Below are 12,250 nucleotides of genomic sequence, written 5' to 3'. Positions count from 1 at the left end.
CTCGCATGACCACGCTCTGTGTTGCAGGTGGCACCGGCCAGGTAGGCCGTGAAGTTGTTCGCCAGGCGCTCGACGCCGGCCACACAGTATCCGCCCTGAGCCGCCATATGCCGCCTCCCGGTTCGGGGAAGCATCACGACGGCGCCACCTACTTTGCTGGCGACGTCACCACGGGCGAAGGTTTGGCAGCTGCGCTGGCGGGAGCCGACGTCGTTATTGATTGCCTTGAGGGCAGGTTCGGGAAAGCCCAAAAGGAATTCGCCGACGGCGGCGCGCGTCTTCTGGAAGCAGCTCACCACGCAGGGGTGCGCAAGGCTGTGGCCTTGTCGATTATCAATTGTGACCAGAGCACGTATTCCTTCTATGTTTCCAAGGCAGACAAGGAACGGGTTTATGCGAGGGCCGAACTGGAAACGGTCGTTATCAGGGCCACACAATTCCACAGCCTGGTGGAAATGATCTTTGCTGCAGGCGCAAAGGTGCGGTTGATTCCTACATTCAAGGGTGTGCGCTTCCAAACGATTTCACCCAGGGAAGTCGCAGTTGCCTTGCTCGAAGCTGCACTCGAAGCGCCTTCTCCGGAGCGGCATCGTGTCAGGACTATTGGTGGGCCGGAGGTCCTGGCGATGAAGGACATGGCGGAGTCATGGAAAGCCATTACTGGTGCGCGAGGAAAGGTTCTGGACGTCCCAGTCCCGGGCGCCATGGGCGCCTACCTACGTGCAGGGCTCAACCTCATGCCCGAGCAAAGGTATGGCAATGAAACGTTCGTGTCGTGGTTGGAAAAGCGTTCGGAAACTTTGTAGCCTAGGGACACTGGCCCGGCCGTAGACGCCGTGCCCAGGGGCTATAGCTCAGTTGGTAGAGCGCTTCGTTCGCATCGAAGAGGTCAGGAGTTCGAATCTCCTTAGCTCCACAGAAAAGGCCCTCCAGCCTCCAAGCTTCGCAGCCACGGTGGCGGTCCGGGGTGTTCAGCCGTTCAATGTGCTGTCGAGCAAAGCCTGCAGCTCCTGGAAGTGCCGCTCGGTGGCTTCGGGGTGGAAGGCGGAGGTATCCGCCATGGTGTAGCCGTGTGGCGCCCCCGCATATATTTCGTTCGACGCCTCGAGCCCCGCGGCCTTAAGGGCGGCGCCCAACCTGGCTACGGCATCCGGTGCCATGCTCCGGTCATGGTCCGCGTGACCGAATACGAAACGGGATCGTGCCTTGCTCAGCCCGAGGTGCGGGCTGTCAGGCTGGTCCGTGGCCAGCCCGCCGCCGTGGAAACCGCCGCAGGCTGCCACCACGTCCGGGTGGGAGTTGGCGGTGCGCACAGCCAGCCGGGCACCCATGCAGTAACCGGTTGTCCCCACGGGTCCGAGAGCCACGCCGTCTAGCCCGGCCAGTGCGGACAGCCATGCCTCGATGTCCGGCATTGCCTTGTCCGGCGTCAGGCGGGCCACCCGGGGGAAGGCAGCCTTGCCTGCCGCCTCCCGGCCTTCCTGGGTTGACATGTCCCCGACTGGGGCGAGCTCAGCGACTGATCCTTCGCGGTAGAAAACGTTCGGCGCTAGCACCACGTATCCCCAGTCGGCGATGCGCTGCGCCATCTCCTGGATTCGGGGGCGTAGGCCGAAGGCGTCCATGTAGAAGATCACGCCAGGAACAGGGCCGGTTACGGTGGACGGCCGGGCCACCAATGCCTCTGCGGTGCCTTCTGCGGCAGGGATCTCGATAGGCATGGACCCACACTATCGGAGCTTGCTGGAATCACGGCGGGTACTGGGACCAGCCAGGTGGTGGATTCCGTGAGTACAGGCCGGGGTAGTCGATGACGAACCCGTCAGCATCGACGGTGATTTGCCGGCTGAAGTCGCTGTCCAGTGATTCATAGAGGTATAGATTGACGGCGATTCTCGTGTACGCCTGTGGGTCCGGCAGCACTCGGAACGAGGGCACGTCGATATAGGCCGTGGTGATCTCGGCCCGGGACCCAATGGCGAGGTTGAGTCGCCGGATCGGCAGGGTGTTGGTGAAGGGGCTGAAGGCCAGGTCGATGTCGATTGCGCCCGCCAGGTCAGGGCGTGGCTCACTATTGACGCTCCAGGTTCCGTGGGTGCCGCGCTGGACCTCAAGCCGCCGATCGTCGTGGCATTGAAGCGTAAGCTCGCGAAAGACCCACTGGTCATCAAGGGTTACCTCGTAGTCGCAGCGGCCGTTGGGGTCAGTGATGGTGGAGCGGGCCCTGAGTTTTCCGCCCATGGTGAAGTGGAGGCATTCGATGCTGCGCATCTGCACGCCATACCAGGTGTAGCTCACAGGCACACTTCCCACCGCTTCCGTGATGGCATCAGTTTCTTCCGAAGTTGCCCCGCGAGGAAGCGGTCCAACAAAACCGGCCAGGCACGTAATATGCCTGGCCGGTTTCTTGTGGGAGTTTAGAGGGGTTGGATGTTCTCCGCCTGAGGTCCCTTAGGGCCTTGGGTGATGTCGAACTGGACCTTCTGGTTCTCGTCCAAGGAACGGTATCCGCTGGAGGCAATTGCGGAATAGTGGGCGAATACATCCGGGCCACCGTCGTCCGGGGCAATAAATCCGAAGCCCTTTTCAGCGTTGAACCATTTTACTGTGCCTGTAGCCATGCTTGTTTTTCCTTCACGGGTCGCTGGTCGGTACCGCTTGTCGGATCACCGTCCCCGCCACTCACATTATTGAGCCTATGTGTCGATCTGACATGGGGCAACAGATTCTGCAGCGTCTTTCGTAATGTCGTGGTCTCTGGGTGCGCTGTCTGGCTGTGCTTTGAACAGCCGGGCTGCGGTGGATCCCCCTTTAGAATTACCCTGTGAACGACTCTCTGCCTCCGTGCCCCGAATGCTCCAGTGAATACACCTACCAGATGGGCGCGCTGTTGGTTTGCCCTGAATGCGCCCACGAATGGTCACCCGCAGCCGAGACCGACGGGCAGGCCCACGTCATCAAAGACGCGGTGGGCAACATCCTGAGTGACGGAGACACCGTCACGGTGATTAAGGACCTCAAAGTGAAGGGCAGCGCTACGGCCATCAAGGTCGGCACCAAAGTGCGGAACATCCGGCTCGTCGACGGCGTGGGAGACCACGATATTGACTGCAAAGTGGACGGATTCGGCCCCATGCAGCTCAAGTCCAGCGTTGTGAAGAAAGTCTGACGGGAGGCCTGCACTATGACCGGGACCTCCGTACCCAAAGGCCTCGTCGGCCCCGTCCTGGTAGGCGTCATGCCCGGGCAGCGGCCCGTCGTCGTCGAGCGTGCCGCCGAGGTGGCGCTCAGCGCCGGGCTCCCGCTGGTGTGCGCGTTCGTCGATGTGACCGTCTATCCCCTGGACGGCACCACGGGTGGGCCGTCTGCCCCGATCGATCCGGACGGCGTGGACGATGACGCCGAGAACGCTCCGGAATCCGTTCGGGCAGCAATCGCCACCCAGTTGGCTGAGGCTGATCTGACCTGGTCCATCGTTTCCCTGGCAGGGGAGCCGGCACGGGCGTTGGCACGCGAGGCCGAAGATATCGGGGCGTCCATGATTGTGGTGGGCTCAAGGGACCGCAAGCTCGGTTCGGCCATCAAAGAGCTGACGGCGGGCTCCATTGCCCGGCAGCTCTTCCACCGCCAGGACCGCCCTGTGCTGGTTGTGCCCGTGGAGCCACGGGTACCGGTGGACGATGACGACTGAGATCAGGCGTCCCGTCCATCTTCACTGGGGGTTCATCGGAATTGTGGCAGCAGGCGGCGTCCTGGGGGCGCTCGCCCGCTACGGCCTCGGACTGTTGATTCCTGCCCCAGGGTCCTGGCCATTACCCACTCTTCTGATCAACCTTTCCGGCGCCCTGGCACTCGGCGCTTTGCTGGAGGGGTTGGCCAGGAGCGGGCCCGACGTCGGACATCGGCGGGTATTGCGACTCGCCTTGGGTACGGGCTTCCTGGGTGCTTACACCACATACAGCACGCTTGCATTGGATGCTGTGCACCTGTTCACTGCGGGTCACACGACTGCTGCCCTGGGTTATCTGGGCGTGAGCCTGCTGGGTGGGGCGCTTGCAACCATTGCCGGAATCTGGTTCGCCGCATGGCATCACAGGCGTGCGAAATGACTGTCCTCCTGTTGGCCCTCGCGGGGGGACTGGGCGCGGCTGTTAGGTTCATGGCGGACGGGCTCATCCGGGCACGCGTACGTACTGCCATGCCGTGGGCCACCATCCTCATCAATGTTTCCGGTTCCTTGCTCCTGGGGTTCCTGGCTGGCCTGGTGATGGAAGGGCAGGCGCCTGAATCCCTTCAACTCATCCTCGGCACTGGTTTCCTGGGCGGTTACACCACCTTCAGCACGGCAAGCCTGGAGACCATCAGGCTGGTACAGAGTGGGCGGCTGGGGCTGGCGCTCGTCAACGGATTGGGTTCCATGGCCGTTAGCGTCGGGGCTGCCGCCGCGGGTGTTTGGTTCGCTCTGCTGCTGGCTTAACAGATGACCTTCTGGCTGTCTTGGCCCGGCTGTAGGATCGGTCCCATGGCTAAGAAGACATTCAATGAGCTGTTGTCCGTTCAGGTCGCCAATGAATTTGCGGCCTCCCAGCAATACATTGCAGTGGCCGTGTATTTTGACGGCCAGGACTTGCCGCAGCTTGCCCGGCATTTCTACCGCCAGTCCCTCGAGGAGCGCAATCACGCCATGATGATGGTCCAGTACATGCTGGACCGCAACGTGCCCGTTGAGATTCCCGGCATCGCCCCGGTCCGCAATAACTTCACCAACGCCAAGGAACCGATCGCTTTGGCTCTTGAGCAGGAAAGGGAAGTTACGCGCAACATTGAGGAGATGTTCCGCGCCGCCCGTGCTGAGGGCGACGCCTTGGGCGAGCAGTTCATGCTGTGGTTCCTCAAGGAACAGGTTGAGGAAGTTGCCTCCATGACCACGCTTCTCAACATCACGGAGCGGGCGGAAAACCTCTTCGACATCGAGAATTACGTTGCCCGTGAGAGCGTTGGCGATGCCGGGCATGATTCCAGTGCGCCCTCTGCTGCAGGCGGCGCGATCTAGGAGCAATAAACCAAGGGGTCAACGCCCACAGCATTCCCGAGGCCGCCTGAGGCTCAGCTTCCGGCGGCCTCTTCGATTGCCAAAGCATCGTCATTGTCGGACCTGCCCAGCAGGGACAGGCGGCTGGCAATGCGGGCCAGATCCACGGGCAGGACGCCGCCGGAGGGCTCAGCGTCCCAGTCCAGGGGCCCCGCGCCGATCAGGAACAAGGTGATGTCCTGATCGTGAAGCACATCCACGGCATTGCTGAACCGCTGCCACGCGGGCGCGGAAGCGGGGTCGCCCCCGGCAGGGGAGGGAACGTCGTCGATGACCCAGGTCTTGAAACTGTGCGCCAAGGTCAGGAAGTCCGCGGTGGAGGTCAGCCCCGCACACAATTCCGGGAACCCCACCCAGAGCAGGTCCGGGTCTGCGTTCTTGACCACGATCGGTTGCGTTGTTGGGGTCAGTACACGGCTTTGGGACAGGGACGGGCGGAAGAGTCCCAACCGTCCCAGTTGTTTGGGCGTGCCCGGCGTGATGATCCGGCCAGAGCTAAATGCCGTGGGCGCGTCACCGGGTTTTGAACCTGCTGATGGAAACCGCCGGAAATCGGCGGGGCCGTTGATCTCCACAATCTCCATCATCTCTTTGATGGCTTCGATGGTGGGCACAAAATGGTCGTGCCACAGGGGATTGGGCAGTAAGTCGTCAGGGGCGTAGTTGGACGTCACCACCAAGGGAATCCGGCGCTGCGCTGCGGTTCGCAGTAATCGCGCGATAAACATCCCATCGCCGACGTCGTGGACATGGAATTCGTCGAAGAACAGGACGTCGATATCGGCCAGGAGCACATCCACAGAGTGCTGTATGGCTGTTCCATCCGCGGAACCGGAACGGTGCGTTCCGGTGTGGAGCTTGCGGAAGAAATCATGAAAGTGGATGCGGCGTTTCCGAGCCCGGAGCCTGTCGTGGAAACTGTCCATGAGCCACGTTTTGCCGCGACCCACAGGTCCGTGAAGATAGATGCTCCGCGGCGTCCTTTGCTGACGCGCTCGACGGCGGGCCGTTACCGCTGCGCCAAATGCCGCCAACCGCTGCGCTGCTTCATGCTGACTGGGCTCAAGCTGGAAACCCAACCGTCCGGCGTCGTGCGTGATGCCCTCCAGCAGCGCCAGGACAGAATCCCGTGCTCCCGGCCCTCGCTGCGGTAGGAGCGGGGGCGTCACAGCCAACCCTTCCGCTTGAAAATGAGATACATGAGCATGGCTGCGCCGAACATGAGCCCGATGGCCATTGGATAGCCGAAGTCCCAGTGCAGTTCGGGCATGTGGTCGAAGTTCATGCCGTAAACCCCTGCCACAAAGGAGGGAGCGAACAGAATGGCGGCCCACGAGGAAATCTTCTTGACCTGTTCGTTCTGCGCGGCGCTCGCCTCGTTCTGGCGGTTCGCTGTCAGGGTGCCATCAAGGGTCAAGGCGTTCTGCAGGAGGTCCCTGAAGGAGTTCGCCCTGGAGATGACGCGCTGGACGTGGTCCTCTACGTCGCGGAGGGAACGCTGGAGTTCGATGTCCACGCCGTACTTCTCGAAGCCCTTCTCCAGCAGCACCATGATGTCCGGAAGAGGCTGGATGGCCCGTTGGAATTGGATGACTTCACGGGCAAGTTCATAGATCCGGCGGGACACCGCTGTATCGCCGCTGAAGAGCTGGTCCTCAATTTCGTCGATGTCGTTCTCAAGCCCGGCCACGACAGGCGCATAATCGTCCACCACCTGGTCCAGGAGGGCATACAGTACCGCTTCCGGTCCATGCCGTAAAAGGTCCGGGCGCTGCTCCAAACGGTGCCGGACACGCGCAACTCCGCCGGTCTCGGCATGGCGGATGGTCACCACGAAATTGGGACCCGTGAAGATGTGCAGCTCGCCGAACTCCACCGTCTCGGAATCATCCAGATAGCGGGCGGGTCGCAGGACCGTGAAGAGGTTGTTGTCGTAACGTTCCAGTTTTGGCCGCTGGTGCGCTGAAACGGCGTCCTCCACGGCGAGTTCGTGGAGGCCGAATTCGTGGGCGACCGCGGCCATCTCGTCCCGGGTGGGCCGGTATAGCCCGATCCATGCCATGCCTCCTTGCTCCGAGAGTGTCTCGAAAGTCTGCTCAAGGTTGCGTGGGGTGGCTGTGCGTACGCCCTCTACATAGACGGCGTTATCAATGATGGTCACGAGTGAACGCTACTGCATGGCACCGATGATGGCGCCGGCAATGGTCATGGCGAGGATGTCGTGCCCCGCATCAATAACAGTCACCTCAGAGGGCCGCCCCGCGAAACCATTGTGAATGACATGTCCTCCGGCACGGAAGACCAAAGCCAGGATCAGGGCGAAGAGGCCGCCGGACAGGAAAGTGTTGAGCGCCAGAGCACTGATCAGGATGGCCAGCAGAATGCTGGTGAGCGCCGCAGCAAGCATCATGGGAATCCAGATGCCAGCTCCACCATCGATGTTCTTAAGGTCCTCTTCGGTTTTGCCGATCGCTTGCATCCACCGGCGCCCAAGGACGGCCGGCATATACCAAACGAACCCGATCACCATGCTTGAAATGAAAGCCAGGAGGACAGCGAGCCAGTTGATCTGCAATATGTGTGAGAGCCAATCCATGGTCAAAAGCCTAATCGGGGGCGACCCCTGGGACCGTGTCCAAGGGCTCATGCTGACCGCGTGTTGGTGGAACCGGCGAGCCTTTCCATCAAAGGCTCCGTGCGGTAGGGGATGTGCGTGTGGAGGGCCAGGACAGTTTCTGTGCGGATGACGCCCTTGGTGCGCAGGACGGACCTCAGCGCGGATTGCAGGTTATGCGTATCGGTTGCCACCACGCGGCACCAGAGATCTCCACGGCCGGAGATTTCGTGGACCTCCAGCACCTGCGGAATCAGCCGCAGGGCGCCGATGACGCCATCGAGTTCGCGGTGTGTCACTTCAATGGTGATGAAAGCTACGACGTCGTACCCCACCTTTTCGAGGTCCACTTCGCGACCTGCTGCCTGAAGGACCCCGGACCGGAGCAGGCGTTTGAGGCGGCTCTGCGCAGTATTGCGGGCGATGCCGAGTGAGTCACTGAGCTCGGCGATCTGGATGCGGGGGTCCTTGATGAGTTCCAGCAGGATCTTCAAGTCCATGGGGTCCAAGGTATTCAAATGGTCACTCCGGCTTACTTAGACGACGCTACTTTGAGTATTTTGCTCAATTTTCCCACGTTTGTACTTCGTTGAGCGCAGTACTACGGCAATCTGTTGCTACCGAAACCTGGCTGCGCCTCCATCCCACAAGGAGCCCGCGTGCAGCCCCGAATCAAAGGCACGGAAATGACTGTCTTGAGCGAACTCCGCATGCGCCCGGCCACCGCCGACGTCCGGAGTTGGGATGCGAGCACCACTGCGAGGTTGGTCCTGGCCGGCATAGTGATCTTCACCCTGTTGGTGGGCGCAAACCTGGCCACACCTCTATATCCTTTGCTGCAGGCCCGGCTGGGCATGTCCCCTTTGGACGTCACGGTGGCCTTTGCCAGTTACGTACTGGCGCTTGTTGTGGTTCTCATGGTGGCGGGGCACTGGTCCGATCACATTGGGAGGCGGGCGGCTCTGGTGCTTGCCGTCGTCATGGGTTTGCTGGGCGGCATCATCTTCGCGAATGCTGACAGTCTTGGCATGCTGTCCCTCGGCAGGGCCTTCCAAGGCGTGGCAGTAGGGCTGGCCACCGGGGCCAGTTCCGCAGCCCTGCGTGAACTGTTGCCTCAGAGGCCTGACTGGGCTTCCCGCTTCACGTTGCTCTCCTCGGCTGGTGGTGTGGCTGCCGGACCCGCGATCGGTGGTCTCCTGTCGCTGCTTCCGGACCCTACGCGAACGCCGTACTACATCCACTCCGGGGTGCTGCTCGCCGCGCTCATTCCGCTGTGGCTACTCAAGGCAAGGCCGGCGATTGCCCCCGCCGCAGGAAAGCCGGCGTTCAAGGTTCTCGCTCCACGAAAACCCGCCATTTCCAGTCACGCACGCGGTGCCTTTTGGATGGCATCGGCAGTGGGTTTCCTGAGCTTCGCAGTCTTTGGTTTCTGTCTGTCGCTGGCTCCCGGATATTTCGCAACTGCGGTGCATGCTGATTCCAGACCCCTTATCGGGTTGCTGGCTGGGGTGACTTTGGGTGCATCGGCCCTCAGTCAGTTGGTGGGAGTGCGCGGACGCTACCTGGTCCCCGTTGCCTTGGCAGTGTTGGGCATCTCGATAGTCCTGGTGGGAGCTGCCGCTGCTTGGTCGAGTCCGTTGTTGCTGGTTGCCGCCAGCGTGACCGCCGGCGCAGGGCAGGGCGTCGCGTTCCGCCAGGTGTTCAACGACGTAGCCGGGAAGGTAGAGGCGGCCCGTCATGCGCAGGTCATCAGCACGGTGTACGTCATCACGTATTTGGGAAGTGCGGTTCCGGTGATTGGCTTGGGATTGGCGGTCTCGGCGCTGGGCTTGCAGACCGCCGTCGTCGGTTTTACCGTGCTGTGCGGGGTTGCGGCACTGGCGCTCGCAGCGGCGTCACTCCGGGGTGCCCTGCGCGCCTGAGCGTGATTATCCGGGAGCCAGCCTGGCTTACTCGGGAAGCGGACCGCGGTTGCCGGGGATGTGCTGGAAGACCATCGTGGTCTCCGTGTGTCCGACCACCGGATCAGTAGCGAGGTTATCGAGCAGCCAGTTGCGGAGGTCGTCGGTGTTGGCGACGGCAATGTGCAGAAGATAGTCCACGGAGCCTGTGGTGTGGAAAGTGGAGATCACTGCCGGCAGCTTAGGGACGCGTGCAGTGAAACGGTCGATCTGGTCCCGGTCGTGGGCACGGAGACGGACAGCGATGAGCGCCTGCACCGAGCGACCGATGGCCGGCAGGCTGAGGATCGCTTCAAAGCCTTCGATTATCCCGCGTTCGGACAGGGCCCTTGTGCGCATCAGCGCAGTGGAGGGAGCGATTCCCACGAGTTCGGCCAATTGTTTGTTGGAGATGCGGGCGTCCTCCACCAGGGCGGCGAGAATTCGTTCATCAATAGCGTCCAGCGGCTCGGCGCTGCCCGAAGTTGGCCGAACATTCTTCGCGGGGTTGCTCACGGATCCTCCTGAAATTGCCTTTCATTCATCATAATCATTGAAATCCTGGCTATCCATTCGTTCCTACTCGCGGTTCCCGAATATTTGGCTGGGCTCACCGCGGTACAACGTGGATTATTTTTGCGCTGGATCCACGTCTTCTCGCTCGCTGTTCTTCAGGCTCCGACGCCGGGCGAGCCGTTGGAGTGGCTCACTGAGCACCATCAGGAGCAACGGCAGGTTCCCCAGGTCCGGAACTATGAGAGCCAGGATCAGTGCGGCGAGGAAGAGGGCCGCCACGATGGTCCCGGCCTGGATCCCGGATCTCGTCGCCGCCTCGTCCAGGTCATGCAAGTGCGGGTGCGAGCGAAGATAGACGCGAGCCAGCAGCAGAAGGAAGCTCGTAGCGAAAAGCGTTCCTATGTAGACAAGCGGCTGCGCCCAATCCGCATGCATCTGTGCTGACAGTGCAGTTGCCACCGGCATCCACACAATGGTGAACATCCATGCGATAGTCAGCCACAAAAGTACTGAATCCACCAGCCGGACGTTGCGGAAGAGCCGGTGATGGTGCACCCAAAAAACAGAGATAAGGAGGAAGCTCAGGACGAATCCAAGGAGGGGATACCGCTCCTCGGCAAACCACTGGGCGGTGGTGCCTTTATGGTCAGCGAGTTCACCAACGCTCTCCATGAGGGGCAGGATCAGCAAGGTCAAGGCGATCGCCACCACGGCATCGGTAAACGCCTGCAGCCGTTCGGGCGAGGACAGCTCCCGGGAACTTGCGACCTCTGTCATGCCTCCGATTGTAGGGGTTCCGGTGCCGAAAGCGGCCTGATTTGCGCGGGCGGTGAGCGATGTACGACGGCGGTGATTACCGCCGTCGTGATGGCAAGGGCCATGACGCTCCAGGCGAGAGCCGGCCAACCGAATGCCTGGAAAGCCAGGCCTCCCGCCCAGCCGATGACACTGGACCCCAAATAGTAGGAGAGGTTATAGAGCGATGCCGCTTGGGCGCGGCCTGTTGTGGCGATGGCGCCGGTCCAACCCGAACCCACGCTGTGGGCTGCGAAAAAGCCTCCCGTAAACACCACGAGGCCGATCAGCGTCGCCACAAGGTTCTCTGCCAACGTGAGGGCGAGTCCGGCAATCATCATGGCAATCCCAAAGAGCAGCACATTGCGCCGCCCGAAGCGCGTAGTGAGTCCGGCCGCCCATCGGGAGCTTACGGTACCGGAGAGATAGGCCAGGAAAATGAGGCTCACCAGTGTGGTGGGAAGTCCGAATGGTTCGCCGTGGAGTCGGAATCCGAGGTAGTTGTAGACCGCGACAAATCCGCCCATGAGCAGGAATGCCTGAAGGTAAAGGGAGAGCAGTTTGGGGTTTCCTGAATGGCTCCCCAGCGTGCTCAAGGCTCCTCGGAATCCGCTGGCCGGCGCGGGCATGAAGCGTCGCTGTTTTGGAACCAGCACCACGAACAGGACTGCGGAGACGGTGGCCAGCGCGGACACTGCCAGCGCAGCTGTCCGCCACCCCCATAGTTCTCCCACTGGACCCGCGACCAAGCGTCCGGCAAGTCCGCCGAGCGTGGTTCCAGCGACGTAGCTCCCGGCTGCCAGTGCCGTGTGCATCGTTGTGACTTCCTCGTTGAGGTACGCGATGGCTATGGCTGGGATTCCCCCCAGGGCCATGCCTTCAAGTGTTCGCAGTCCCAGGACCAGTGGAACAGTCGGTGCCAGTGGAACAACCAGACCCAGCACCGTTGCTGCTCCGATGCCGATGGCCATTGCGCGGACCCGGCCGATCCTGTCAGCGACGAAGGACCACGGCAGGACGCTCACGGCAAGTCCCACGGTGGCCAGGGAGATACTTAGTGCGGCTTCTGCTGCGGAGATTCGGAGGTCGGCCGCCATCAGTGGGAGGACCGCCTGGGTTGAGTACAGCTGGGCGAACGTAGCGACACCGGCCAAGGCCAAGGCGGCAAGCACACGTCGGTAGCCACGGGAACCCTTGGTGTGCCCGTCCCATGGTGTAGCGCTCACTGCTGTTTTACTCACCGGGCCAGATTAGGCTTCCGGGACTGTGCGTTCCAATGCATGATTCGCTTAT

General features: G+C 61.7%; 17 protein-coding genes and 1 tRNA gene. 8 read left to right on the top strand and 10 right to left on the bottom strand.

What is annotated here, in order from left to right; translation table 11 throughout:
* Window positions 1–5: 5 nt before the first annotated feature.
* Both LDN90_RS17670 and LDN90_RS17665 read left to right on the top strand, forming a co-directional pair.
* Window positions 6–806, top strand: coding sequence for an NAD(P)H-binding protein (locus LDN90_RS17670; protein ID WP_223946511.1), 801 nt, complete (start codon window positions 6–8; stop codon window positions 804–806).
* 37 nt (window positions 807–843) lie between these two features.
* Window positions 844–916 (top strand) — tRNA-Ala (locus tag LDN90_RS17665).
* Between the two features lie 55 nt (window positions 917–971).
* Here LDN90_RS17665 and LDN90_RS17660 read toward each other — a convergent pair.
* The 3 genes from LDN90_RS17660 to LDN90_RS17650 form a co-directional block, all read right to left on the bottom strand.
* Window positions 972–1,721, bottom strand: coding sequence for a dienelactone hydrolase family protein (locus LDN90_RS17660; RefSeq protein ID WP_223946510.1), 750 nt, complete (start codon window positions 1,719–1,721; stop codon window positions 972–974).
* A gap of 28 nt (window positions 1,722–1,749) precedes the next feature.
* Window positions 1,750–2,298 (bottom strand): putative glycolipid-binding domain-containing protein, encoded by a 549-nt coding sequence (locus LDN90_RS17655; protein WP_223946509.1) that lies wholly within the window; start codon window positions 2,296–2,298, stop codon window positions 1,750–1,752.
* Window positions 2,299–2,417: 119 nt separating this feature from the next.
* Window positions 2,418–2,621, bottom strand: a complete 204-nt coding sequence (locus LDN90_RS17650; protein ID WP_216925157.1) for a cold-shock protein — start codon at window positions 2,619–2,621, stop codon at window positions 2,418–2,420.
* Between the two features lie 203 nt (window positions 2,622–2,824).
* On the opposite strand from LDN90_RS17650, the gene LDN90_RS17645 reads away from it, so the two are divergent.
* Genes LDN90_RS17645 through LDN90_RS17625 form a run of 5 tightly spaced genes read left to right on the top strand, consistent with a single transcriptional unit; the run spans window position 2,825 to window position 5,053 of the window.
* Window positions 2,825–3,169: a zinc ribbon domain-containing protein YjdM gene (locus LDN90_RS17645; RefSeq protein ID WP_216925158.1), complete on the top strand. Its 345-nt coding sequence runs from the start codon at window positions 2,825–2,827 to the stop codon at window positions 3,167–3,169.
* Between the two features lie 15 nt (window positions 3,170–3,184).
* Window positions 3,185–3,691, top strand: a complete 507-nt coding sequence (locus tag LDN90_RS17640) for a universal stress protein (protein ID WP_216925159.1) — start codon at window positions 3,185–3,187, stop codon at window positions 3,689–3,691.
* Window positions 3,681–4,109: a CrcB family protein gene (locus tag LDN90_RS17635; protein ID WP_223946508.1), complete on the top strand. Its 429-nt coding sequence runs from the start codon at window positions 3,681–3,683 to the stop codon at window positions 4,107–4,109. Before LDN90_RS17640 ends, LDN90_RS17635 begins: the two co-directional genes overlap by 11 nt.
* Entirely contained in the window at window positions 4,106–4,477 is a 372-nt protein-coding gene (crcB, locus tag LDN90_RS17630; protein ID WP_216925161.1) for a fluoride efflux transporter CrcB, read from the top strand. Before LDN90_RS17635 ends, crcB begins: the two co-directional genes overlap by 4 nt.
* Window positions 4,478–4,522: 45 nt before the next feature.
* A complete protein-coding gene (locus tag LDN90_RS17625) occupies window positions 4,523–5,053 on the top strand; it encodes a ferritin (protein WP_223946507.1) in 531 nt (176 codons plus the stop codon).
* A gap of 53 nt (window positions 5,054–5,106) precedes the next feature.
* Here the strand turns inward: LDN90_RS17625 and zapE are convergent, their stop codons facing one another.
* The 4 genes from zapE to LDN90_RS17605 are packed head-to-tail and all read right to left on the bottom strand — an operon-like array spanning window position 5,107 to window position 8,224.
* Window positions 5,107–6,261, bottom strand: coding sequence for a cell division protein ZapE (zapE, locus tag LDN90_RS17620; protein WP_223946506.1), 1,155 nt, complete (start codon window positions 6,259–6,261; stop codon window positions 5,107–5,109).
* A complete protein-coding gene (gene corA / locus LDN90_RS17615; protein WP_216925163.1) occupies window positions 6,258–7,253 on the bottom strand; it encodes a magnesium/cobalt transporter CorA in 996 nt (331 codons plus the stop codon). Before corA ends, zapE begins: the two co-directional genes overlap by 4 nt.
* 9 nt (window positions 7,254–7,262) lie before the next feature.
* Complete coding sequence (locus LDN90_RS17610) at window positions 7,263–7,688, bottom strand: DUF1761 domain-containing protein (RefSeq protein WP_216925164.1); 426 nt, start codon at window positions 7,686–7,688, stop codon at window positions 7,263–7,265.
* Between the two features lie 47 nt (window positions 7,689–7,735).
* A complete protein-coding gene (locus LDN90_RS17605) occupies window positions 7,736–8,224 on the bottom strand; it encodes an Lrp/AsnC family transcriptional regulator (RefSeq protein ID WP_216925165.1) in 489 nt (162 codons plus the stop codon).
* A gap of 168 nt (window positions 8,225–8,392) precedes the next feature.
* Between LDN90_RS17605 and LDN90_RS17600 the strand changes: the two genes are divergently transcribed.
* Window positions 8,393–9,628, top strand: a complete 1,236-nt coding sequence (locus LDN90_RS17600; RefSeq protein WP_223949326.1) for an MFS transporter — start codon at window positions 8,393–8,395, stop codon at window positions 9,626–9,628.
* 27 nt (window positions 9,629–9,655) lie between these two features.
* Here the strand turns inward: LDN90_RS17600 and LDN90_RS17595 are convergent, their stop codons facing one another.
* From LDN90_RS17595 to LDN90_RS17585, 3 genes are all read right to left on the bottom strand, one after another.
* Complete coding sequence (locus LDN90_RS17595) at window positions 9,656–10,162, bottom strand: Lrp/AsnC family transcriptional regulator (RefSeq protein ID WP_216925167.1); 507 nt, start codon at window positions 10,160–10,162, stop codon at window positions 9,656–9,658.
* A gap of 114 nt (window positions 10,163–10,276) precedes the next feature.
* On the bottom strand, window positions 10,277–10,939 hold the full coding sequence (locus tag LDN90_RS17590; protein WP_223946505.1) for a TMEM175 family protein: 663 nt from the start codon (window positions 10,937–10,939) through the stop codon (window positions 10,277–10,279).
* Window positions 10,936–12,198, bottom strand: coding sequence for an MFS transporter (locus LDN90_RS17585; protein ID WP_223946504.1), 1,263 nt, complete (start codon window positions 12,196–12,198; stop codon window positions 10,936–10,938). The genes LDN90_RS17590 and LDN90_RS17585 overlap by 4 nt, the downstream gene beginning before the upstream one ends.
* Window positions 12,199–12,250 lie beyond the last annotated feature (52 nt).

Origin of the sequence: Arthrobacter sp. NtRootA1, assembly GCF_019976975.1 — a bacterium.
GTDB classification, from domain to species: Bacteria; Actinomycetota; Actinomycetes; order Actinomycetales; family Micrococcaceae; genus Arthrobacter; species Arthrobacter aromaticivorans.
Note: the sequence above shows the minus strand (reverse complement) of the source record. Positions and strands in the feature narration are given on the sequence as shown.

Coding starts and splice junctions, on each gene's coding strand:
- LDN90_RS17590 (WP_223946505.1), bottom strand. CDS start 10,939: ATGACAGAGGTCGCAAGTTCCCGGGAGCTGTCCTCGCCCGAACGGCTG.
- LDN90_RS17635 (WP_223946508.1), top strand. CDS start 3,681: ATGACGACTGAGATCAGGCGTCCCGTCCATCTTCACTGGGGGTTCATC.
- LDN90_RS17640 (WP_216925159.1), top strand. CDS start 3,185: ATGACCGGGACCTCCGTACCCAAAGGCCTCGTCGGCCCCGTCCTGGTA.
- LDN90_RS17650 (WP_216925157.1), bottom strand. CDS start 2,621: ATGGCTACAGGCACAGTAAAATGGTTCAACGCTGAAAAGGGCTTCGGA.
- LDN90_RS17610 (WP_216925164.1), bottom strand. CDS start 7,688: ATGGATTGGCTCTCACACATATTGCAGATCAACTGGCTCGCTGTCCTC.
- LDN90_RS17660 (WP_223946510.1), bottom strand. CDS start 1,721: ATGCCTATCGAGATCCCTGCCGCAGAAGGCACCGCAGAGGCATTGGTG.
- LDN90_RS17600 (WP_223949326.1), top strand. CDS start 8,393: ATGACTGTCTTGAGCGAACTCCGCATGCGCCCGGCCACCGCCGACGTC.
- LDN90_RS17670 (WP_223946511.1), top strand. CDS start 6: ATGACCACGCTCTGTGTTGCAGGTGGCACCGGCCAGGTAGGCCGTGAA.
- crcB (WP_216925161.1), top strand. CDS start 4,106: ATGACTGTCCTCCTGTTGGCCCTCGCGGGGGGACTGGGCGCGGCTGTT.
- LDN90_RS17625 (WP_223946507.1), top strand. CDS start 4,523: ATGGCTAAGAAGACATTCAATGAGCTGTTGTCCGTTCAGGTCGCCAAT.